Annotated in this window: 21 protein-coding genes; 12 read left to right on the forward strand and 9 right to left on the reverse strand. The window is 73.2% G+C overall.

Going from position 1 to position 22,217, the window contains the following annotated elements:
• The first annotated feature begins 14 nt into the window (after positions 1–14).
• The 3 genes from B085_RS0119975 (at position 15) to B085_RS0119985 (ending at position 2,723) form a co-directional block, all read left to right on the forward strand.
• Positions 15–797, forward strand: coding sequence for a GNAT family N-acetyltransferase (locus tag B085_RS0119975; protein WP_018560351.1), 783 nt, complete (start codon positions 15–17; stop codon positions 795–797).
• 1 nt (position 798) lies between these two features.
• On the forward strand, positions 799–1,707 hold the full coding sequence (locus B085_RS0119980) for a lysophospholipid acyltransferase family protein (protein ID WP_018560352.1): 909 nt from the start codon (positions 799–801) through the stop codon (positions 1,705–1,707).
• A 146-nt stretch (positions 1,708–1,853) separates the two neighbouring features.
• Positions 1,854–2,723: a S1 family peptidase gene (locus tag B085_RS0119985; protein ID WP_018560353.1), complete on the forward strand. Its 870-nt coding sequence runs from the start codon at positions 1,854–1,856 to the stop codon at positions 2,721–2,723.
• 7 nt (positions 2,724–2,730) lie between these two features.
• Here the strand turns inward: B085_RS0119985 and B085_RS0119990 are convergent, their stop codons facing one another.
• A complete protein-coding gene (locus B085_RS0119990) occupies positions 2,731–4,554 on the reverse strand; it encodes an AMP-dependent synthetase/ligase (RefSeq protein WP_018560354.1) in 1,824 nt (607 codons plus the stop codon).
• Between the two features lie 143 nt (positions 4,555–4,697).
• Here B085_RS0119990 and B085_RS0119995 point away from each other — a divergent pair, with 143 nt between their 5' ends.
• The 4 genes from B085_RS0119995 to B085_RS0120010 all read left to right on the forward strand — a co-directional run bounded on the left by B085_RS0119995 (position 4,698) and on the right by B085_RS0120010 (position 9,612).
• Positions 4,698–4,940: a hypothetical protein gene (locus B085_RS0119995; RefSeq protein ID WP_018560355.1), complete on the forward strand. Its 243-nt coding sequence runs from the start codon at positions 4,698–4,700 to the stop codon at positions 4,938–4,940.
• 164 nt (positions 4,941–5,104) lie between these two features.
• Positions 5,105–6,580 carry an SDR family NAD(P)-dependent oxidoreductase gene (locus tag B085_RS0120000; RefSeq protein WP_018560356.1) on the forward strand — a complete coding sequence of 492 codons (1,476 nt, stop codon included), beginning with the start codon at positions 5,105–5,107 and terminating at the stop codon, positions 6,578–6,580.
• A 92-nt stretch (positions 6,581–6,672) separates the two neighbouring features.
• Positions 6,673–9,015: an FHA domain-containing protein gene (locus B085_RS0120005; protein WP_026251246.1), complete on the forward strand. Its 2,343-nt coding sequence runs from the start codon at positions 6,673–6,675 to the stop codon at positions 9,013–9,015.
• A gap of 3 nt (positions 9,016–9,018) precedes the next feature.
• Positions 9,019–9,612, forward strand: coding sequence for a hypothetical protein (locus B085_RS0120010; RefSeq protein WP_018560358.1), 594 nt, complete (start codon positions 9,019–9,021; stop codon positions 9,610–9,612).
• A gap of 22 nt (positions 9,613–9,634) precedes the next feature.
• On the opposite strand, the gene B085_RS0120015 is transcribed toward B085_RS0120010, so the two are convergent.
• Complete coding sequence (locus B085_RS0120015) at positions 9,635–10,933, reverse strand: streptophobe family protein (protein WP_018560359.1); 1,299 nt, start codon at positions 10,931–10,933, stop codon at positions 9,635–9,637.
• 89 nt (positions 10,934–11,022) lie between these two features.
• Between B085_RS0120015 and B085_RS43030 the strand changes: the two genes are divergently transcribed.
• Entirely contained in the window at positions 11,023–11,886 is an 864-nt protein-coding gene (locus tag B085_RS43030) for a DUF6777 domain-containing protein (protein WP_018560360.1), read from the forward strand.
• A 336-nt stretch (positions 11,887–12,222) separates the two neighbouring features.
• Here the strand turns inward: B085_RS43030 and B085_RS0120030 are convergent, their stop codons facing one another.
• Complete coding sequence (locus B085_RS0120030) at positions 12,223–12,678, reverse strand: Crp/Fnr family transcriptional regulator (protein WP_018560362.1); 456 nt, start codon at positions 12,676–12,678, stop codon at positions 12,223–12,225.
• Positions 12,679–12,724: 46 nt separating this feature from the next.
• Positions 12,725–14,014 carry a phosphoribosyltransferase family protein gene (locus B085_RS0120035; protein ID WP_018560363.1) on the reverse strand — a complete coding sequence of 430 codons (1,290 nt, stop codon included), beginning with the start codon at positions 14,012–14,014 and terminating at the stop codon, positions 12,725–12,727.
• 86 nt (positions 14,015–14,100) lie between these two features.
• Here B085_RS0120035 and B085_RS0120040 point away from each other — a divergent pair, with 86 nt between their 5' ends.
• The gene (locus tag B085_RS0120040; protein ID WP_018560364.1) at positions 14,101–14,835 is read left to right on the forward strand and encodes a DUF72 domain-containing protein; all 735 of its coding nucleotides are present in this window, start codon (positions 14,101–14,103) and stop codon (positions 14,833–14,835) included.
• Entirely contained in the window at positions 14,832–15,116 is a 285-nt protein-coding gene (locus B085_RS0120045) for an acylphosphatase (protein ID WP_018560365.1), read from the forward strand. Before B085_RS0120040 ends, B085_RS0120045 begins: the two co-directional genes overlap by 4 nt.
• Before the next feature lie 28 nt (positions 15,117–15,144).
• Here the strand turns inward: B085_RS0120045 and B085_RS0120050 are convergent, their stop codons facing one another.
• The 4 genes from B085_RS0120050 to polX form a co-directional block, all read right to left on the reverse strand.
• Complete coding sequence (locus B085_RS0120050) at positions 15,145–16,575, reverse strand: lipase maturation factor family protein (RefSeq protein ID WP_018560366.1); 1,431 nt, start codon at positions 16,573–16,575, stop codon at positions 15,145–15,147.
• Positions 16,576–16,666: 91 nt separating this feature from the next.
• Positions 16,667–17,449, reverse strand: coding sequence for a VOC family protein (locus tag B085_RS0120055; RefSeq protein ID WP_018560367.1), 783 nt, complete (start codon positions 17,447–17,449; stop codon positions 16,667–16,669).
• 145 nt (positions 17,450–17,594) lie between these two features.
• The gene (locus tag B085_RS50085) at positions 17,595–18,005 is read right to left on the reverse strand and encodes a hypothetical protein (RefSeq protein ID WP_018560368.1); all 411 of its coding nucleotides are present in this window, start codon (positions 18,003–18,005) and stop codon (positions 17,595–17,597) included.
• A gap of 48 nt (positions 18,006–18,053) precedes the next feature.
• Positions 18,054–19,802, reverse strand: a complete 1,749-nt coding sequence (gene polX / locus B085_RS0120065; RefSeq protein ID WP_018560369.1) for a DNA polymerase/3'-5' exonuclease PolX — start codon at positions 19,800–19,802, stop codon at positions 18,054–18,056.
• A gap of 126 nt (positions 19,803–19,928) precedes the next feature.
• Here polX and B085_RS0120070 point away from each other — a divergent pair, with 126 nt between their 5' ends.
• Together B085_RS0120070 and B085_RS49395 are read left to right on the forward strand one after the other, a co-directional pair.
• On the forward strand, positions 19,929–20,144 hold the full coding sequence (locus tag B085_RS0120070) for a dodecin (RefSeq protein WP_018560370.1): 216 nt from the start codon (positions 19,929–19,931) through the stop codon (positions 20,142–20,144).
• A 76-nt stretch (positions 20,145–20,220) separates the two neighbouring features.
• On the forward strand, positions 20,221–20,451 hold the full coding sequence (locus B085_RS49395; protein ID WP_158689778.1) for a VOC family protein: 231 nt from the start codon (positions 20,221–20,223) through the stop codon (positions 20,449–20,451).
• Positions 20,452–20,541: 90 nt separating this feature from the next.
• Here the strand turns inward: B085_RS49395 and B085_RS0120075 are convergent, their stop codons facing one another.
• Entirely contained in the window at positions 20,542–22,146 is a 1,605-nt protein-coding gene (locus B085_RS0120075; RefSeq protein ID WP_037732078.1) for a CocE/NonD family hydrolase, read from the reverse strand.
• Positions 22,147–22,217 lie beyond the last annotated feature (71 nt).

The raw sequence follows: 22,217 nt of genomic DNA on the forward strand, positions 1-22,217 counted from the left end.
CAGGGAATCGTGCCATGACCGCTTCGTACGAACTCGCTCCCGTCGTCGACACCCCGATCGACCGGCCCCGCTATTCGGTGAGCCTCGCCCAGGACGAGGCCGAGGTGCGGGCCGCGCAGCGTCTGCGGCACCAGGTGTTCGCCGGGGAGATGGGGGCCGTGCTGGACACCCCCGAGCCGGGCCTGGACGTCGACGCCCTCGACGCCTACTGCGACCACCTGCTGGTGAAGGACGACCTCACCGGCGAGGTCGTCGGCACCTACCGGCTGCTCACCCCCGCCAACGCCCGCCGCGCCGGCCGCACCTACTCCGAGTCCGAGTTCGACCTGAGCCGGCTCGCCCCGATCCAGCACGACATGGTCGAGGTGGGCCGCTCGTGCGTGCACCCCGCGCACCGGGACGGGGCCGTCGTCGCCCTGATGTGGGGCGGCATCACCCGCTACATGGCGACCACCGGCCACAACTGGGTCGCCGGCTGCTGCTCGGTGGGGCTGAACGACGGCGGCGCGATGGCGGCCGGCGTGTGGGACCGGGTCTCCGCCAAGAACCTGGCCCCCGAGGAGTACCGGGTCTCCCCGCTCCGCCCCTGGGACCCGGCGGGCATCGCCCGCCCGGCCCGCACCACGCTGCCCGCGCTGCTCCGCGGCTACCTGCGGCTGGGTGCCTGGGTGTGCGGCGAGCCCGCCCACGACCCGGACTTCGGCGTCGCCGACCTGTTCATCCTGCTCTCGCTGGAGCGCACCGACGAGCGCTACCTGCGCCACTTCGGCGCCCTCGGCTCGCTCGGGTCGGTCTGAGATGGCCGCGACGTGGTGGTCGCCGGTCTCGTCCTGCACGCCGCAGGCGTGCGTGACCGGCGACGGTCCGGTGGTGGGCCGGGTCCGGCGGACGCTGCGGTACGCCGCCGCGGTGGCGGTGCTGCTGGTCGGCGTCGCGCTGTCGGCGCCGCTCGGCGCGCTGTGCGGCCAGGCGGGGCGCGAGCGGCTGATCCGGCGGTGGACCCGCTCGGTGATGGCGGCCTTCGGTGTCCGGGTACGGCTGCCGGATCCGGCGCCGCGGGAGCCGGGCCGCGGCCTGCTGGTGGTCGCCAACCACGTGTCGTGGCTCGACATCCTTCTCGTCGCCGCGGTCTTCCCGGGCCGCAACGTCGCCAAGCGTGAGATCCGCGACTGGCCGGTGATCGGGCGGCTGTGCGTTCGCGGCCGCACGATCTTCATCGACCGCGAGCGGATCCGCTCGCTGCCCGGCACGGTGGCCGAGGTCGCGCAGGCGCTGCGCTCGGGCGCGACGGTGGTGGCCTTCCCGGAGGGCAGCACCTGGTGCGGCCGCGAGGAAGGACGCTACCGCCGGGCGCTGTTCCAGTCCGCGCTGGACGCGGGTGCCGACGTGCAGCCGCTGCTCGTCCGCTACCGGGACGCGGACGGCCGGCCCAGCACCGCGGCGGCGTTCCTCGGCGAGGACACCCTGATGGACTCGGTGCGCCGGGTGGTGGCGGCCCGCGGCCTCACCGCGGAGGTGGCGGCGCTCCCGCGCATCGCGGCGCACTCGCTGCCGGACCGGCGTTCGCTGGCGAGCGCAGCCCACCGTGCCCCGGCGCCCCGCCCGGCCGTACCGGTCCAGGCCGGAGCCCGCGAGCACGGCACGAACGTCCGGATCGGCGCTCCCGCCCTCCGGGCCGGCGAACGGGTCGCGGGGCTGCCCGGCTGACGGTCCGTCACCGGGCCGCGCCCGCCGGCAATCCCTTCGGCCGGGCGCGGTCCGGCGGCCCCGGGCCCTCTTGTGACCACCCTCTCGAGTCATAACAATGTGCATGCCAAAACCGAAAGAACTTCGGTCTCGAGAGGACCCCCCACATGAAACGACCTCTCAGAGGATTCTTCGCGGCCGCCCTGGCGGCCCTCGCCGCGGTCGCGACCCTCGGCCTGTCCGCCGCCCCCGCCACGGCGACCGGACCGGACGCCGCGGCCACACCCCACGCCGGCGCGGCGGTCACCGTCGACTTCGCGGGGACGGTGTCGCTCAGCAACTGCTCCGGATCGCTCATCCGCTTCCCGGGCTCCGCGTCCACCGACCCGGCCCTGGTGCTCTCCAACGGGCACTGCCTGACCAGCGGCTTCCTCGACCCCGGCGAGGTGCTGGTCGATCAGGCGTCCACACGCGCCTTCGGGCTGCTCAACGCCTCCGGGCGCTCGGTCGCCACGCTGCGCGCCACCAAGCTCGCGTACGCGACCATGACCGACACCGACATCTCGGTGTACCAGCTGGGCCGCACCTACGCGCAGATCCAGTCCTCCTACGGGATCTCGGCGCTGGAGGTCTCCGGTACGCACCCTGTGCAGGGCACGGCCATCAAGGTCGTCTCCGGCTACTGGAAGACCATCTACAGCTGCAGCATCGACGGCTTCGTCCACCTCCTCAAGGAGGGCGACTGGACCTGGAAGGACTCGGTCCGCTACACCTCCTCGTGCAACACCATCGGCGGCACCTCGGGGTCGCCCGTCATCGACACCGCGACCGGCAAGGTCGTCGCCATCAACAACACCGGTAATGAGGACGGCGGCCGCTGCACCCTCAACAACCCCTGTGAGGTGGACGCGAACGGCACCGTCACCGTCCGCCGGGGCATCAACTACGCCGAGCAGACCTACGGGATCGGCGCCTGCGTGACCACGGGCAACCGCTTCGACCTCACCCTGCCGGGGTGCGGGCTCCCGAAGCCGTGACGGCGGTTCAGCGCCGGTACATCGCGTCGATCTCGGCGGCGTAGGCCTCCTCGACCGCCCGGCGCCTGAGCTTGCGCGAGGGGGTGACCAGCCCCCGCTCCTCGCTGAACGAGGCGGCCAGCACGCGGAACGAGCGGATCGACTCCGCCCTCGACACGCGCGTGTTGGCCGCCGACACCGCCCGGCGCACCTCGGTCTCCAGGTCCGGGTCGCGCACCAGCTCCTGCAGCCCCGCCTCGGCCTTGCCGCGCAGCCGCAGCCACTGGGCCGTCGCCTCGGTGTCCAGGGTCACCAGGGCCGTCACGTACGGCCGGTCGTTCCCGATGACCAGGCAGTGCTCGACCAGCGGGTGCTCGCGCACCCGTTCCTCCAGGACGGCCGGGGAGAGGTTCTTGCCGCTGGTGGTGACGATGATCTCCTTCTTGCGGCCGGTGATCGTCAGATAGCCGTGCTCGTCGAGGAAGCCGAGGTCGCCGGTGTGCAGCCAGCCGTCGCGCAGGGCCTGCGCCGTGGCCTCGGGGTCGCCGAGGTAGCCGGAGAAGACCGCCGGGCCGCGCAGCAGGATCTCGCCCTCGTCGGAGATCCGGACGGCGGTCCCGGGCACGGGGTGGCCCACCGTGCCGTAGCGCACCCGGCCGGGCGGGTTGGCGGTGGCCGCCGAGGTGGACTCGGTGAGCCCGTAGCCCTCGTACACCGTGACCCCCGCGCCCTCCAGGAACAGCCCGAGCCGCCGTCCCATGGTGGAGCCGCCGCTCACCGCGTTGCGGACCCGGCCGCCCAGCGCCTCACGGACCCTGGCGTACACCATCCGGTCGTAGAAGCGGTGCAGCACGCGCAGCGCCGCGCTCGGTCCCGGCCCGGTGCCCAGCGCACGGCGCTCGCGGGCCTCGGCGAACCGCACCGCCACGTCGACGGCCTTGTCGAACACCCCGAGGTGGCCCGCCTCCTCCGCCCTGTCCCGCGCGGAGTTGAAGACCTTCTCGAAGACGTACGGCACGGCGAGCACGAAGGTCGGCCGGAACAGCGCAAGGTCGGGCAGGAGTTCGGCGGCCGTCATCTCGGGCTGGTGGCCCAGGCGCACCCTCGCGCGCACGGCCGCCACCTGGATCATGCGGCCGAAGACATGGGCCAGCGGCAGGAACAGCAGCACGGACGGCTGCGCGGAGGCGCCGCTGTCGAAGACCGGTCGCCAGCCGGCGATGAGGTTGTCGGTCTGGCACATGAAGTTGCCGTGGGTCAGCACGCAGCCCCGGGGGCGCCCCGTGGTGCCCGAGGTGTAGATCACGGTGGCGACGGCGTCGGGGGTGACGGCGAGCCGGTGCCGGTGGACCACGTCATCGGAGATCCGCTCCCCGTCCGCCACGAGCTGCTTGACCGCTCCGGCGTCCAGCTGCCAGACGCGGGTCACGGCGGGCAGCCGGTCGATCACCGAGCCCAGCGTCATCGCGTGGTCCTCGTGCTCCAGGACGCAGCCGACGGCGCCGGTGTCGTGGAGGATCCAGCGCAGCTGCTCGGCGGAGGAGGACGGGTAGACGGGGACCGGCTGGGCCCCTACGGTCCACAGCGCGAAGTCGAAGAGCGTCCACTCGTAGCGGGTGCGCGACATGATCCCCACCCGGTCCCCGAACCGCACCCCGTGCGCGAGCAGCCCCTTGGCCAGGGCCATCACCTCGTCCCGGAAGCCGGCCGCGGTCACGTCCCGCCAGCGGCCGTCCTCCTTGCGGCCCAGCCGCACCTCGTCGGGGGCCTGCGCCGCGGTCTCGAACACCACGTCGGCGAGGCCGCCGGCAAGAGTGGCCGGGACCAGCGCGGGCAGACTGAATTCGCGCACGCGGCACCTCGTGGGGGTCGGGGCGGGCGGAGAGGCGTAACGTAACGGATCTCTCACTCACTGTCGGCCGAGGGCCCGTCGCCGTCCCGCTTCTTCACCAAACCTCCCCCGGCGAGAGATCATGGATACAGGAGGTGACCTCCATGACCACCAGGATCCGACTCCACGGCGGCCCCGGGGACGGTCTGACCCTCGGCATCGCCCTGGGAGCCGGGGGGCAGCCCCCCGAGGGCATCCTGTACGACCCGCTGGCCATCAGCGTGCAGGACGCCGGGGCGCACCAGGCGTGGCCCGACAGCGCCGCGTACTACAAGCGCCTCGAGCACATGGCCGACGAGCCGTGGGACTACGAGTACGAGAGCGAGGCCACCGCCCCCCTGGAGTGACCCGCGGCCGCGCCGCGGACCGCCTCCGGGACCGCCCCGGGGCACCTCCCGCGGCCGCCGGCCCGGGCACGGGTGGAAGCCGCCGTTTTGGCCGGGCGCCGCCGCCTCCGTAGAGTTCCGCAGGACACCAGCGGGAACACACGATCCAGGGAACGACGGCGGGCATGACGGCGACCGAGAACGAGCAGAGCACGGCCACGGCCTGGGACGGCGTCCCCGGCATCGACCCGGTACGCCTGGAACTGTGCCTCAGCGTGCTGAGGGAACTCGACGAGCTGCCGCTGGACCACCCCGACGCGATCACCGTCCGCAGGGCCACGGCCGGCATCTACCGGACGGTGAAGCAGCGGCGCCGCCAGGAGCGGCGTTCCGCCAAGACGGCCCACGACAAGTCCGTCACCGAGGCCACGGCCACCGGTTCCGCGGAACGCATCGACGACGAGACCCAGGGGCTGCTGCCGTCCTCCTCGGTCATCGGTGAGATCGCCGGCATCCTGCAGCGGCCGCGCTCCTGCTACGTGTGCAAGGGCCGCTATGTCGAGGTCGACGCCTTCTACCACCAGCTGTGCCAGAGCTGCGCGGCGTCCAACCGCGCCCGCCGCGACGCGCGGGCCGACCTGAGCGGCCGGCGCGCCCTGCTCACCGGCGGCCGGGCCAAGATCGGCATGTACATCGCGCTGCGGCTGCTGCGCGACGGCGCCCACACCACCGTCACCACGCGCTTCCCCGCGGACGCGATCCGGCGCTTCAAGGCGATGCCGGACAGCGACGAGTGGATCCACCGCCTCAAGATCGTCGGGGTCGACCTGCGCGACCCGGCGCAGGTGGTGGCACTCGCGGACTCGGTGGCCGCCGAGGGACCGCTGGACATCCTGATCAACAACGCGGCGCAGACCGTACGCCGGTCCCCGGCCGCGTACGCGGAACTGGTGGCCGCCGAGTCCGCACCCCTCCCGGCCGGGGCCCTGCCGGCCTCGGAGGTCTTCGGCGCCTTCGGCAGCGGCGCCCAGCCCGCGCTGCCGGCCCCGCGCGCGGAGCTGGCCGCCCGGGCCCGGGAGGTCACGGACCTGGCGCTGGTGAGCGGTTCGGCCTCGCTCGCCCGGATCGAGGCCGGCACGGCGATCGACGCCGGCGGGCTGATCCCCGACCTGGACGCGGAGAACAGCTGGAGCCGCGCCGTGGGCGAGGTCGACCCGGTCGAGATGCTCGAAGTGCAGCTGTGCAACGAGACCGCGCCCTTCATCCTGGTCAGCAGGCTGCGCCCGGCGATGGCCGCCGCCGCCGCCCGCCGCAAGTACGTGGTGAACGTCTCCGCGATGGAGGGCAAGTTCACCCGCGGCTACAAGGGTGCGGGCCATCCGCACACCAACATGGCCAAGGCCGCGCTCAACATGCTGACCCGCACCAGCGCCCGGGAGATGCTGGAGAGCGACGGCATCCTGATGACCAGCGTCGACACCGGCTGGATCACCGACGAGCGCCCGCACCCGGACAAGGTCCGCATGGCCGAGGAGGGCTTCCACGCCCCGCTGGACCTGATCGACGGCGCCGCCCGCGTGTACGACCCGATCGTCCGCGGCGAGCAGGGCGAGGACCTGTTCGGGGTGTTCCTCAAGGACTACGCGCCGACCGACTGGTGAGCGCCCCGGCACCGTCCCTCAGGGCCATGTGACGGCCCGTTGCGGGACAGGTGGCACAGGCGGTGCGGCCGGTCCGCGGCTACGATCGAAGCGTGGCCGAGCGAGGTTCCGCGCCCACCGCGCCCAAGCTCGTGCTCGAGACCGACGGGGACACCCGGATCCTGGTCCCGGGTCGGGACTACCACGTCGGTCGCGACCCCGACGGCGACGTCGTCCTCGACGACCCCCGGGTGTCGTGGCACCACGCGGTGATCCGCCCCGCGGGCGACAGCTGGATGCTGCACGACGTGGGCAGCACCAACGGCACCTTCGTCAACGGCCGGCAGGTCCGGCAGTGGGGAGTCGGCCCGGGCAGCGTCATCCGCTTCGGGCACGCCGAGCAGGGACCGTGCGCCCGGCTGAGCAGCGCGGAGGCCCCCACGGGCGTCTACCGGGCGCCGCCCGTGTCGTCCCCCGCGGCGACGGGCACCTTCCGTCACCCGACGTCGGTCCGATCGCTGCCGCGCCGCACGATCCACATCGGGCGCGCCTCCGACAACGACCTGGTCGTCTCGGACCTGCTGGTCTCCCGCCACCACGCCGAGCTGCGGTCGCTGCCGGACGGCGGCTACGAGATCGTCGACCTGCACAGCCACAACGGCACCTACCTGGACGGCCAGCGCGTCGACCGGGCGGTCGTGCACCAGGGCGACATCATCGACGTCGGCCACGCGGTGTTCCGGCTGGTCGGCGAAGAGCTGCAGGAGTTCACCGACACCGGCGAGGTCTCGCTCAACGTCCGCGACCTGTCGGTACGGGTGGGCGCCGCCGGCAAGGTGCTGCTGGACGACATCAGCTTCCCCGTCGGCGAGAAGTGCCTGCTGGCGGTGGTCGGGCCGAGCGGCTCCGGCAAGTCGACGCTCCTGAACGCGCTGACCGGGCTGCGCCCGGCGGACCAGGGCACGGTGCTCTACGACGGGCGGGACCTGTACCGGGAGTACGCGGACCTGCGCCAGCGCATCGGCCTCGTCCCCCAGGACGACATCCTGCACCAGCAGCTCCCCGTGGGCCGCGCCCTGTCGTACGCGGCCGAACTGCGCTTCCCCGGCGACACCGCCAAGGAGGAGCGGCAGGCCCGGGTGGACGAGGTGATCGCCGAACTGGGCCTGGAGGCCCGGGTACGGCAGCCGGTCCACACGCTCTCCGGTGGCCAGCGCAAGCGGGTGAGCGTCGCCCTGGAGCTGCTGACCAAACCCTCGCTGCTCTTCCTGGACGAGCCGACCTCGGGCCTGGACCCGGGAATGGACCGCTCGGTGATGACGATGCTGCGCGAACTCGCCGACGACGGCCGCACGGTCATCGTGGTGACGCACAGCGTGCTCAGCCTGGAGGTCTGCGACCGCCTGCTGGTGATGGCGCCCGGCGGGCGCATGGCCTACTACGGGCCGCCCTCCAAGACCCTCCCCTTCTTCGGCTTCCGGCAGTGGCCGGAGGCCTTCGAGGCGTTCGAGCACGAGGAGAACCGCGACTGGGCGGGCCAGTACGAGGCCTCCCCGCTCTACGACGAGTACATCGCGGCGGCGCTGGAACCCGCGGGCCCCATGGCCCCGGGGGGACTCGAACCCCTCGAACCGCCCAAGCCCCAGGGCTGGGGCGGCCAGTTGTGGACGCTGGTGCGCCGCTACACGGCGTCGCTCGCCGCCGACCGCACCTTCCTGGCGATCATGGTGGCGCTGCCCTTCGTGATGGGCGGGATGGCGCGCGCCCTGGCGGGCGGCGCGCTTGGCCGCAACAACGCGCTCAACGTGCTGCTGATCCTGTGCGTCGGCTCGGTCCTCACCGGGGCGGCCAACGCGGTCCGCGAGCTGGTCAAGGAACGCGTGATCTACCAGCGGGAGCGGGCCGTCGGCCTGTCCCGCTCGGCGTACCTGGCGTCCAAGGTGGTGGTGCTGGGACTGATCACCGTCGCCCAGGCGGTGGTGCTGACGATGGTGGCCCTGGTGGGCGTGCGGCTGAGACCCCAGGGCGGCGGCGGGGTCCTGATGCCGGCGCTGCTGGAGATCACGCTGGCGGTGGCGCTGCTGGCGTTCACCTCGATGATGCTCGGGCTGCTGATCTCGGCCCTGGTGCGGAAGGAGGAGGTGACCATGCCGCTGCTGGTGCTGCTCGCCATCGTGCAGGTCGTCTTCTGCGGTGCGCTGCTTCCGCTGCACGGGGTCCCGGGCCTGGAGCAGGTGGCCTGGCTGGTGCCGTCGCGGTGGGCGCTGGGGGCGATGGCCGCGACGCTGGACCTGCACGCCATCACGCCCAGCACCGTCACCTCCGACCCGCTCTTCCGGTCCGTCCCCTCGATGTGGCTCCTGGACATGGGCATGCTCGTGGTGCTGTCGGCGGTCTTCGGGCTCGTCGTCACCAGGCTGCTGCGGCGCCAGGAGCCGGCCGTCATGCGGAGGTAGGCCGTGGTGTACGAGCCGGAGTTCGTCCCGACCCACGTCGCCCCGTCCTCGGGGCTCCCCACCTGGCGGGCGCCGGACGACTCCAGCCCCTCCGCCGGGCTGGACCCGCTGCTGCCGGTGCGGGTGACCGAGCACCGGGGCGACTGGGCGCGGATCGTGTGCTCCAACGGCTGGTCCGCCTGGGTGGACGGACGGCTGCTGATCACGGTCCCGCAGGGCCCTCCGGCCGTCGGCGGCTCCCCCGCCCGCACCGCGGACGCCCGGCCCCTGCTGGGCCGGCTGGTGGAGGCGCTCGGCTCGTACCGCTCCCTGGTGCAGGACCTGGCGGCCGGCCGGATCGACCTGGAGACCTTCGACCGCGGCACGAGCGGCATCAGGATCGGAGCCGTCGTCGACGGGGACGCGGTCTGGCTCTTCGACGCCGAGCACGACCGCTGGTGCTACTGCGACGGCACCCGCATGGCGACCTACGCCGCCTCCTCACCGCCCGACGTGCGCCCGGGCGACCCCGGCCCCCCGCCCCCGGCGAAGCCCCCGGTCGGCGGCGACTCCTCCCCCACCGAGACCCACCCGATCACGTGGACGGGTGAGGCCTGACGACGCCTGCATCGGGGCGGCGTCAGGGGGCCGTCCCACCCGGCCGGGCGGGGCGGGCGCGGGCCACGAGGTGAGCGGCCATGCTGCCGAGCAGACCGGCCGCCACGCCCCACAGCGCGGCGATGCCGATCGCGGGGAGCAGGTTCGGGAGCAGCACGATCGAGCCGCCGAGGCCACCGGTGTCCGAGGGGTCGCCGATGCCGAACAGGGACAGCCCGTAGTGCGCGTCGATCCGGGTGAGCACGCCGATCAGCAGCATGGCCACCGCGGACGCCACCGCCAGGTGGACGGCGTTGCGCACGTGCCCCGTGCCGGGCGGCGCGCGCCGGGCGGTGGCCCAGCCGGCGCCCAGCATGGCGACGGCGACGGCGACCACCAGCCACCACGCCCTTCCGTCCTGCTCGGACAGCGACGCGAGATCGAGCGTGACGTCCCCGTCCCCGCTGCGCAGCACGGCGGCCAGCGCCTCCGGCATCGGCACGCCGAGTGCCCCCTGCACATTGCCGTGCCACGAGGCGCCCATGCCGATCCCGAGCGCGAGCCAGGCCACGTTGGGCAGGCCGAGGAAGACCACGGCGAAGCCGTCGGCGGGCTCCGCGCGGGTGAAGGCGGTGACCACCGCGATCACGCCGCCGACGACCACGTAGGCGAGCAGCACGCCCACCATGGCACGGGCGGCCGGCCGGACGACGGTGTGCGCGGGCACCAGCCGGGACGGCAGCGGCGCCCTGCGCGACACGGCGAAGGCCAGGACCAGGACGACGGCCAGCCAGAGCAGCCCGGCGACGACCGAGACCGGTACGTCGGCGCGAAAGCCCACGGTGGGGGTGACCCCGAGCAGGTCGCCGAGGTCGTTGAGGAACTCCTCGCCCGTGGAGATGGTGAAGGTGTGGCGTGCGCCGAGGGCGATCAGCAGCGTGGCGAGGGCCCACAGCACGGCCGTACGGACGAAGAGCCACAGCATCCGGCGCCCGGGGACCACCGCGTGCCGGCGCAGCGGCCGTACGACCACGTAGGCGGTGACCAGGGCCCCGGCCAGGGCGACGGACAGCGGGAAGACGGTCACCGCCGCGTCCGACCGGGCGATGGTGCCCGCGCCGCCCTCCAGACCGACGCGGCCGCCGACGGCCATGACCACGGTGGCCGCGATGACCGGCAGGAACGCGCCCTGCGGCAGCTCCGAGGCCCCCGCCAGCCAGAGTCCGAGGGCCGCCACGACCACCATGACGGCGTACCCGGCCAGAACCGCCGCCAGCGCGTGCAGCCAGCCGTGGGCGAACCCCGGGGCGGGGGGCGGGGTGGAGGGCGGATGCCGGGTCACGGTGTCAGGCTAAGCAGCCCGGCGGCAGCCCGCCCGTCCGGAATGCCCCGGCTTGCGGCCCGGTCGGAGGATGGACGGAGAATGCGGGAGTGACCCCACCTCCGCCCCGGGAGCCACCCGGCGCCCCCGACCCCGGCCACGCACCTCCCGCGCACGCGCGCCGGAGGTGGTGGACGTCGAGCGCCGGGCTGTCGGCACTGGCCGCACTCGGGGCCGCGGCGCTCGTCCTGGCGGTCTTCCTGGCCACGCGGGGAGGGAGTGGGGGCACCGGCGCGCCGGAGAAGAGCCCCTCGCCCACCCGGCCGCGGATCGTACTGCAGCCGGCCCAGGTGGCGGGTCAGGACGCCTTCACCGCCGGCACGGCCGGCGACCCCCCTCCCGCGGACGCCCCGGCGCCCACCCTGACCCCCGAACCCGCCGGCGCGTACGGGGCACCGAGCGTCTCCGGCGGTACCCGCGCCCTGTACGGCGGCACCAAGGGCAGGGCCTCCTGCGACGTCGCCGAGCAGACCCGGTACCTGACCGAGGACCCCGGCAAGGCGGCCGCCTTCGCCCGGGTGGCGGTCATCGACACCGACGGGATCGGGCGGTACCTGAAGTCGCTCACCCCGGCGCTGCTGCGCGCCGACACCCGGGTCACCGGCCACGGCTACGCGGACGGCTCCGCGACCTCCTTCGCGGCGGTGCTGGAGAAGGGCACGGCGGTGCTCGTCGACGAACGCGGCGTCCCCCGGGTGCGCTGCGCGGGCGGCAATCCGCTGTCGGCGCCGGAAGCGGCCGAGGGCGCCGGCCACAGCGGGCAGCCGTGGCCCGGCTTCCGCGCGTCGGAGGTCGTCGCGGTACGCCCCGCACCGAAGGCGCACCGGTCGTTCGTCCTGTACGACGCGGACCGCGACGAACTCTTCCGCCGCCCGGTGGGCACGCGGGGGGCCGAGGACACCTGGGTGGAGTGAACCGGGGAACAGGGGCGCGAGCCTCCGGCCGCCGGAAGGTCCGGACCCGGCCGAATGGGCGACGACCAGGAACTCCTCACCCTCGGGCGGCTCGCCCGCCGTACCGGCACGCCGGTGCGCGCTCACCACCCGCTACTGGTCCGACATCGGCGCGCTGCCGCCGGCCGGGCGCAGCGCGGCGGCTACCGGCTGTACGACGCCGCCTCCGTGGCACGGCTGGAGCCGATCCGCACGCTGCGGGAGCTCGGCGGCGGGCCGCCGCGCCCCACGCACGTGGCCGAATTCCGTCGGCCGGCCGAGGCGCTCGGGGCGCATCCCCGAGGAGCGGCCGTGCCCTCAGGAATGCTCCTGCAGACGCGGGCCGTACATGTCGAGCATCCGGGCCCGGGCGGAGCCCAGCCGCTGGGCGATGGTCTGTGCGGCGGCCAGCACGATGGCCTGGCCCAGCACCGGGTTTTCCCGGCACAGGTCGCGGATCTCGGCGCCGCTGAACTCGTACGCCCCCACCGAGCCCAGCGCGTGGGCGCCGACCTGCCAGCGGTAGGGAGGGAACAGCCAGGACCAGCCGACGAGTTCGCCGGGGCCGAGGGTCTCGACGGAGACCGCGCCGCGGCCGGGCACGTCCATGTCGATGGAGACGGCCCCCGATTCGATCACCCAGAACCGGTCGGCGAATCTGCCCTCGTCGCAGATGCGCCAGCTCTGCGGGAAGCTGACCTTCTTGCCGTGCTCCAGGAAGGCCCGGCGGTGGGCCGGCGGAAGTGAGTCCAGCATGGTCACCGTGCTCCTCATCGGCGCATCCTCCTACTCCCTTCCGCCCCCTGACCTCAGGGTACGGTCACGGACCGGCCGTCGCAGGGAGGTGACCGGCCAACCAGTCGCGCGCCAGGTGCGCCACCTCGTCGAGGGCTCCGGGCTCCTCGAACAGATGGGTGGCGCCGGGCACCACGTGCAGCAGGCTGGGGCAGCCGAGCGCCTCCTGGGCACGCCGGTTCAGCTCCAGGACGGTGGTGTCCCGGCCGCCGACGATGAGCAGGGTGGGTGCCCTGACAGCGCCGAGCCGGGGCGCGGCCAGGTCGGGGCGGCCGCCCCGGGACACCACCGAGGAGACGTACGGGGCGGCCCGGGGGTCGGCCGCTGCCCACAGCGCGGCGGCGGCGCCCGTGCTGGCGCCGAAGTAGGCCAGCGGCAGGTTCTCCCCGCGGGCCCACTCGGTGACGTCGGCCAGGCGGCCGGCGAGCAGTTCGATGTCGAAGACGTTGGCCCGGTCCGCCTCCTCGGCGGAGGTGAGGAGGTCGAACAGGAGGGTGCCGAGGCCGGCCTGGTTGAGCGCGGCGGCCACGGCGCGGTTGCGCGGGCTGTGCCGGCTGCTGCCGGTGCCGTGGGCGAAGAGCACCAGCGCCCGCGCGTCGGCGGGCATGGTCAGCGTGCCGGCGAGCCGCGTCCCGGCCCCGTCGCCCACGGTGAGGTCCACCTCGGTGGTCCGCGGTGCCCGGGCGGCGGCCCGCTTGAGCAGGCCGGACACCTCCTCGTCGGCGGTCTGGGAGAAGTCGTGGTACCACTCCCCCACCGCGAAGAAGGCGTTCGGCGCCGACAGGCACACCACGTCGTCGGCGGCGTGCCGCAGCGCGGGCAGCGACTGCGGCGAGGCCACGGGCACCGCGAGCACGATCCGGGCCGCGCCCTGGGCGCGGGCCACCTCGCAGGCGGCGAGGGCGGTGGCGCCGGTGGCGACGCCGTCGTCGACGATCAGCACCGTACGGCCGGCCAGCGAGGTGCGCGGCCGCCCCTCGCGGAATCGGTGCGCCTGCCGGGCCAGCTCGGCCTCCTCGCGGTGTTCGACGCTGTCGATGTCGGCACGGGAGACGTGGCCCATGCGGACGATGTCGTCGCTGAGCACCTTGGCGCCGCCCTCGCCGATGGCGCCGAAGCCCAGTTCCCGGTGGTAGGGGACGCCCAGCTTGCGGACGACGATCACGTCCAGCGGAGCGTGCAGGGCCTGCGCCACCTCGTAGGCGACGACCACGCCGCCACGCGGCAGGCCGAGCACGATGGGGTTGTCGAAATCCAGATGCCGCAGCCGCTCCGCGAGCTGCCGTCCGGCATCGGCACGGTCTGTGAAGTGCATGGTTTCACCCCCGCGAGCGGGGAGATGCGGGACTTCTTACGACCTACCCTGAATAGGGACAAGCAAGCAACCGGCAGGGCCGCGCGATGTCCGTGCTCGTGGGAACCTCAGGGTGGCAGTACCGGGACTGGCGCGGCGTGCTGTACCCGCCCCAGGTGCCGCAGCGACTGTGGCTGGAGGAGTACGCCCGCCGCTTCGGCACGGTCGAGAGCAACAACGCCTTCTACCGCCTGCCGTCCCGGGAGACGTTCGCGATCTGGCGCGAGCACACGCCCGAGGGCTTCGTCATGGCGGTTAAGGCCAGCCGCTACCTGACCCACATGAAGCGGCTGCGCGACCCTGAGGAGCCGGTGCGGCGGCTGCTGACGCACGCGGAGGGGCTCGGCGACCGGCTGGGCCCGGTGCTGCTGCAGCTGCCGCCGAACCTCCGGGCCGACGCCCGTGTCCTGGAGACGTGCCTGCGCTGCTTCCCCGCGGGTGTGCGGGTGGCCGTCGAGCCGCGGCACGCCTCCTGGTGGACCCCCGAGATCCGCGCGCTGCTGAAGCGCCAGGGCGCGGCCCTGTGCTGGGCCGACCGGCGGGCGCGCCCGGCCACGCCGTTGTGGCGCACCGCGGACTGGGGCTACGTGCGCTTCCATGAGGGCATCGCCCGGCCGTGGCCCCGCTACGGGTCCCGGGCGCTGACCACCTGGGCGCACCGCATCGTGGACACCTGGCCTGAGGGCTCCGACGTGTTCGTGTACTTCAACAACGACCCCGGCGGGGCGGCCGTCCTGGACGCCGACGCCTTCCGCGACGCGATCCGCCGGGTCCGGCCGTGATCCGGCGCCGGGTCGTGGTGACGGGGGACGTCCAGGGGGTGTACTTCCGGGACACCTGCCGCATGACCGCGGACGGCACCGGTGTCGCCGGCTGGGTCCGCAACCGGCCGGACGGCACCGTCGAGGCGGTCTTCGAGGGCCCGCCCGGGGCGGTGGCGGAGATGGTCGCCTGGTCGCAGGAAGGCTCGCCGCTGTCCATCGTGGACCGGGTGGAGGTCGTCGAGGAGGAGCCGGAGGGGCTCACCGGCTTCGAGATCCGTCCCACCCCCTGGCGCGACTGAGGCCCGGGGCCGGGACGCACGGGCGTCGTCAGCCGTGGCGGCGCAGTCCCTCGCGGTCGACGGGCGGAAGGTACTCGCGCACGAGGCTCCGCTCCCACCAGGCCCCGGTGGCGCGCAGGGTGCGCCAGTCGGTGAAGCGGTAGTGGTAGAGGCGGGCGCGGACGTAGGTGGGCGGGGCGTCCGGGAAGGGGTTGCTCCGCAGCAGCCGCAGGGTGCGGGGATCGTTCTCCAGGAGCTTGCCGACGAACGGCACGAACCAGCTCCACGCGTAGCCCGAGGAGATCCCGGCGAACCACATCATCCAGTCCAGCCGCAGGTGGTACGGGGCGAACTGGCGGGGCAGCCGGTGCGGGTCGGTGGGCTTGCCCTTGAAGCCGTACTCCTTCCACACGGTGCCGGGGCCGGGTTCGGCGGCGTCGGTGCCCTCCACCACGACCTCCAGGCGCATCCGGTTGATGCTGCCGAAGGCGCCGTAGGAGTTGACCAGGTGCAGCCGGTTGAAGGAGACGTTCATCATCTGGCCGCGGGAGAGCAGATTGCGGGCGGGCCAGTAGCTGAGCACGGCCACCAGAGCGGTGGCGGCGATCACCAGGGCCGCGTACCAGGCGGGCGGGGGGACGGACGCCGCGGGCGGCGGCGCTGCCGCGTACGAGCCGTCGAGGGCGGCGACGGCGAGGACGATCGTCAGCCAGTTCAGCCACGCGAAGTTGCCCGAGAGCACCAGCCACAGCTGGGTGAGGATGACGACGCAGGCGGCGACGCTCGCCACCGGTTGCGGAGTGAACAGGGCTACGGGCATGACCAGCTGGGCGAAGTGGTTGGCGGCGGTCTCGGCCCGGTGCGCCCCGCGCGGCAGGTGGTGGAAGAACCAGCTGAGCGGGCCGGGCATGGGCTGTGTCTCGTGGTGGTAGTAGAGGCAGGTCAGATCGCGCCAGCAGGCGTCGCCCCGCATCTTGATCAGTCCGGCGCCGAACTCGACGCGGAAGACCAGCCAGCGCATCAGCCACAGGATCAGCACGGGCGGCCCTGTGTCGTCGTTGCCGAGGAACACCGCCAGGAAGCCGGCCTCCAGCAGCAGGGACTCCCAGCCGAACGCGTACCAGGTCTGGCCGACGTTGACGATCGACAGGTAGAGCAGCCACAGCGCCGCCCACAGCGGCATGGCGGCCCACAGCGGCACGAGGTCGGTGACGCCCGCGACGACGGCGGCGGACAGCGCGGCACCGCCCCACGCGACAGCGGCGAAGAGACGGTCGGAGTAGCGGAGGTGGAACAGGCTGGGCGCGTGACGGAAGGGCACGTCCCGCAGGAAGCGCGGGACGGGCAGCAGCCCGTGCTCGCCGATGAGGGCGCGGAACTGACCGGCGGCGGTGAGGAAGGCGACCAGGTAGAGCACGCCCAGCCCGCGCTGGACGACGACGCGGCTCAGCCAGTAGTCGGGTGCCGTGAACCACTCCATGGCCGCTTCTCTAGTGCCCCACCGGGGTGTCCGCGACCCGGCGGGACGATGGCGGGGCGAGGTTCATCCGATGGGACGCGCCGGGCGCGTGCTACTGGTGGTCGGCGACGAGGGAGAGCAGTCCGCCCTCAGGGTCACGGATGCCCGCGACCCTGCCGTAGGCGCTGTCGAGGGGTTCGCCGGTCACCTCGCCGCCGAGGTCCTTGGCGCGCCGGACGGCCTCGTCGACGTCGGCGACGGTGAAGAAGACGTGCCACCGCGGCCGGACCTTGGGGTCGGCCGCGGCCTCCACGCCGCCGCCGCGGATCCCCGCGACGCTGTGCCCGTCGACGTAGAGGACGACGCGGTCGTTCTCCCATTCCACGACGTAGCGGGGGCCGCGCCGGTCCCAGTGGAAGACCTCGCCGTAGAACAGGGCCGCGGCGAAGGCGTCACGTGTACGCAGCTCGATCCAGGAGGGTGCGCCGTGCATCCGCAGCTTGCGGGCGGGGCCGTGCTCGCCCTCCCAGATGCCGAAGGAGGCGCCCATGGAGTCCGCCACCAGCGCCAGCCGCCCGGCGTCGAAGTCGAGCGGGCCCACGGCCACCGTGCCGCCGCGGTCGCGGATGTCGGAGGCCGTGGCGTCGGCGCTGTCCACCCCGAAGTAGGTGGTCCAGGACACCGAGGTCTCCCAGTCGCGGGCGATGGCGCCGATGCCGGCCACCTCCGTGCCGTTCACCAGCGCGCGTTCGTAGGGGCCCCAGCGTGAGGGCCCGGGTTCGAACTCCCAGCCGAGCAGTGGTCCGTAGAACGCCTTCGCCACGTCCAGGTCGCGTGCCATCAGGCTGACCCAGCACGGGGCGCCCGCCACACAGCAGATCTTCGTGGTGGACACGTACCGGCCTCCTTGTCCTTCCCCGTTCCAAGAATGGCGGCAGCGGGTCCGGGAGGCATCTTCGGCGGTCCGTCGTACGTAACGCTGGTGGCCGGGCGCTCCGGGTCGGTGGCTCGGTGGGCCGGTGGGCGGTGGGTCAGGTGGCTCAGTGGCCGAAGAGGTGCATGCCCCGGCGGCGCGCCGACGCCGAGGGGGTCTTCTGCGTCGTGGCCGTCTCGTCGTCGGTCCTGGCGGTACCGGGGGCCGGGGCGGCGGTGGTGCCCGCGGCGGTGGCGTCGGGCGCGGCCTCGGCGGCACGGGCCCGGCGGCGCAGCCGGCGCAGCTCCGCACGGCGGCTGCGCTCGCGTCCGGCGCCGGCCAGGGCGATGACCGAGGCCAGGCAGAACACCAGGGCCAGCGCGAGACCGGCGAGGAACGCCCCGAGGGTGTTGACGGTGGCGATGTCGGAGCCGAACAACGTCACGGTGTAGTCGGGGCCACCCCCGAGGTTCTCCGCGATCAGGAGCCCGGTGAAGGCGGCGGTGGCGCCCATGAGCACGAATCCCAGCAGCAGCATCGTGTCCTCCTCGATGTCGGGGCGTGGTGCGGGGCCCTTTCGCTGCGCCTACCCCGGGTACGGTCGCGGATGCGTACGGCGGCCCTCGCGCAGGAAGCGCCGCAGCCGGGTGAGCGGCCAGGCGTTGACGACGTCGTCCTCGGTGAGCCGGCCCCGCTGGGCGGTGCCGACGCCGTAGCGCATGAAGTCCAGGTGGACGGTGGAGTGCGCGTCGCTGTCGACGGCGAACCGCACGCCGTGCCGGCGGGCCCGCAGGATCAGCTCGTCGCCGAGGTCGAGCCGGTCGGGCTGGGCGTTGACCTCCAGCGCGGTGCCGGTGCGGGCGCAGGCGGCGAAGACCTCGTCGAGGTCGGCGTCGACACCCGGGCGCCTGCCCAGCAGCCGGGTGGTGGGGTGGCCGATGATGTCGACGTACGGGTTCTCGGCGGCGCGCACCAGGCGCCGGGTGAGGGCGTCGCGGTCCTGGTTGAAGTGGGAGTGGATGGAGGCGACGCACAGGTCGAAGCCGGCCAGGAACCCGTCCGGCCAGTCCACGTCGCCGTCGGGGCCGATGTTCAGTTCGGTGCCGTGCAGGACGCGCATGCCCTGGTGCGTGCGGTCCAGGCGGCGGACCTGCTCGCGCTGGGCGAGGATCTTCGCGTCGGTCATGCGCTGCATGTACAGGTTGGGCGCGTGGTCGGTGACCGCGTAATAGGCGTAGCCGCGCGCGGCCGCGGCCGCAACCATCTCCTCCAGCCCGGCAAGGCCGTCCGTCAGGTCGGTGTGGGTGTGCAGGTCGCCGCGGACGGCGTCCAGGGCGAGGGGCTCGGGCAGTTCCCCGGCCAGTCCCTCCTGGATCTCGCCCCGGTCCTCCCGCAGCGTCGGCGGTATCCAGGGCAGACCGAGCCGGGCGTAGACCTCCTCCTCGGTCCGGGAGACGATCCGCTCGCCGGTCGCGGTGTCGAAGAGCCCGTACTCGGAGAGCTTGAGGCCGTGATGGACGGCCAGCTCGCGGACGCGGATGTTGTGGGCCTTGGAGCCGGTGAAGTACTGCAGCGCCGCGCCCCACGCGTCCGGCGGCACCACCCGCAGGTCGACCTGGAGGCCTTTGGCGGTACGGATCGAGGTCTTCTTCGCGCCCCGCACGACGACCTCCGCGGTCACGGGCATCCGGACGAACGTCTCCATGAAGGGCCCGGACCGCTCCGCGGCGACGAGGACGTCGACGTCGCCGACGGTCTCCCGCATGCGGCGCAGCGAGCCTGCGTACGTGCAGCGCTCGCAGCCGGGGAGCGCGGAGAGCTCGGCGACGACCTCCTCGGCGACCTCCATGGCGACGTCGAGCCGGACCCGGCCCCCCGAGGACCGCAGCAGGCCGATGCCGTGCAGGATGTTCTCCTCGGTGCGGGCGCCGAAGCCGGGCAGGCCGCGCAGGCGCTCCTGGTGGATGGCGTCGGCGAGTTCCCGCACCGAGGCGATGTGCAGCTCCCGGTAGAGCATCATGGCCCGCTTGGGGCCGAGCGTCGGGATCTCGGTCATCTCCCGCACACCCGCGGGGATGCGGGCGCGCAGCTCCTCGAGGGCTGGCACGGTGCCGGTGCGCAGGTACTCGGCGACCTTCGCGGCCACCGACTTCCCCACGTCGGGGATCTTCCGCAGCTCCTTGTCGTCGAGCCGGGAGACGTCCTCATGGTGGCCGCCGATGGCGCGGGCGGCCTTCTCGTAGGCGCGCGCCTTGAACGCGTCGCCACCGGTGATCCGGATGAGGTCGGCGTACTCACGGAGCAGGGCTTCGACCTCGTCGTTCGCCCTGGCCATGTGGTGCCCCTTCCCACGGCACGCCGCGGGCTAACGCCCCGGGGCCCCTTCCCCTCGCGGCGCGACGGGTGATGAGGCACCGTGGAGGGCGGCGGAACCGCCCGTCCCACCGATCAGGGAGGCCTCATGACCGACCACACGTACCGGGTGACCGAGATCGTCGGCTCGTCCAGCGAGGGTCTGGACGCCGCCATCCGCAACGGGCTCAGCCGTGCCTCGGAGACCCTGCGCAACCTCGACTGGTTCGAGGTGACGCAGATCCGCGGTCATTTCGCGGACGGGCAGGTCGGGCACTTCCAGGTCGGGTTGAAGGTCGGCTTCAGGATCGAGGAGAACGGCTGAGCCGCTGTCGTACCCGTCGGGCAGGATGGCCCCACCGGCGCGGGCACCGGGCGGGCCACTTCGACGGAGGCACCCCATGGTCGCTTTCCAGCTCACGTTCGACTGCGCGGATCCGGAGGGCCAGGCGCACTTCTGGGCGACCGCGCTGCGCTACCGCGTCGAGGATGCGCCGGACGGCTTCCCCACCGTGGGGGCACCCCCCGGCGGAGCTGGGGCCGCAGGGGCGGCGCCCCCACCGGTGCTGCTCTGTCAGGTTCAGCGTGTTGAAGTGAATCGCGGCCCACGGGTGGCTGCTACGAAATCCTGACGTGGTTGACCTGGATCGCGAAGAGGGCGTGGAGGAGTGAGCCGGGCCGGACGGCCCGGCTCGTCGGCCGTTCCCCGGAGGACTGACGGATTACGCGAGACCAGAGCTGCTGGGAAGTACCAATGCCGAGTCCGCGTGGAGCGTGATGCGCACCGGCGTGTAGGTGATGGCGTCCACCGGCGACTCACCGGTGCCGGGATTGCGGGCGTAGCGTGGGTGGGCGCCTGCGCTGATCTGCCAGCGTATGCGATGGCCGACGGGGAAGCGGTGGGCAATGGCGCTCATCGGCACGGTGACCTGTGAGGGCGCCTGTTGAGCCGTCCGGAGTCGGCTGAACCCGTCACAGATGTTGACGGAGCGGCCTTGCGGGTCTACGTCGCACAGGCGGGTGAAGACATCGGCGTGTCCGGTGTCCGTGGAGATGCTCAGCCGTGCGGAGACCGGGCCCAGGATGTCCATGGGCTCGGTCAGGGGTGGGCCGGTGAATGTCAGGACGTCGTCTCGGGCCTCCAGGGTGGCGTTGTTCCGTGGACCGGCGGTGCGGGAGAGCAGTGGGCCGCCCAGGGAGGGGGTGGGATCGGCCGGGTCGTAGCGGAACGCCGTCACGGGTGCGGAGTCTGCGGGGGCCTGCCGGGTGAGATGCCCGCCGGGGACGGGGTACCACGAGGTGGCCGCAGCGGCCGGCGGCCAGTCGTCGAGGTCCCGCCAGGCGTCTTCGCCGCCGATGCGCACACGCACCGCGGTGGGACGCAGGCCGGAGGGATCGGCGTACAGGTGGGCGCGCAGCCAGGCGAGGCTCTCGGCGAATACCTCGGGCCATCCTTGCTGCAGGGCGGAGGTGTGGGTCCAGGGACCGACGAGCAGGGCGGTCTCACATCCGGCCTGGCACAGCCGGTCGTACTGCTCAAAGGTCTGGTCGGCCAGTGCGTCGTGCCATCCGGTGATCAGCGCCGTGGGCACGCGGAGCCGCTCCGCCGATTCCGCCAACGAGGCGCCGTGCCAGTAGGCGTCCTTGGCGTCCGGGTGTGTCATCACGTCGTCCAGCCAGGGCAGTTCGCTGCCGAAGGCTGACACGTACGCCCTGCGCAGGGGCTGCGCGGTGGTTATGTCGCGCAGACGGCGGTGCAGGCGCAGTGTCGCCTTGAGGAACGGTGCCATGCCCTGGTGCTGGTAGTTCATGCCCACGCCCACGGCGAGGGCGTTCTCCAGGCGAAGGGCACCGCCTGCATGGAACAGGGCGTAGGGATCGTGCAGCCCTACTTGCACCACCATTGCCCTCAGTTCTGGCGGTGGGTCCAAAGCGAGGGCCCATTGCACGTAGCCCAGGTAACTGGGGCCGACGGTCCCCAGTGTCCCGTTGAACCAGGGTTGCTCGCGCAGCCAGGACATCGTGGCCTGGCCGTCGGCGGCCTCGTTGCGCCACAGGTCGAACATGCCGCCCGAACCTCCGGTGCCACGGCAGCTCTGCAGGACTACGTGGAAGCCCTGTTCGGCGAAGAGCAGGCCGTACTGGGGTGACCACGGCAGGCCTCTGCCATAGGGCGAGCGGACCAGCAGGGTGGGGAAGTCGCCCTGGGCGCGCGGAAAGTAGTGGTCAGTGATCAACGGGCTGCCGTCGGCGGCCGGCACCACCAGCCCCGGCTCCCATCCGACCTCGTTCCGTTTCGCTGGCAGACCTCGCCAGGTGGCCCTCATCATCCGCGAGGACAGTGGCGGTTTTCCGGCGGGTGGCACCCAGGCTGGTCTGGCTACGGCGTCGGGCGTGT

Source organism: Streptomyces sp. BoleA5, from assembly GCF_000373665.1.
Taxonomy (GTDB): Bacteria; Actinomycetota; Actinomycetes; order Streptomycetales; family Streptomycetaceae; genus Actinacidiphila.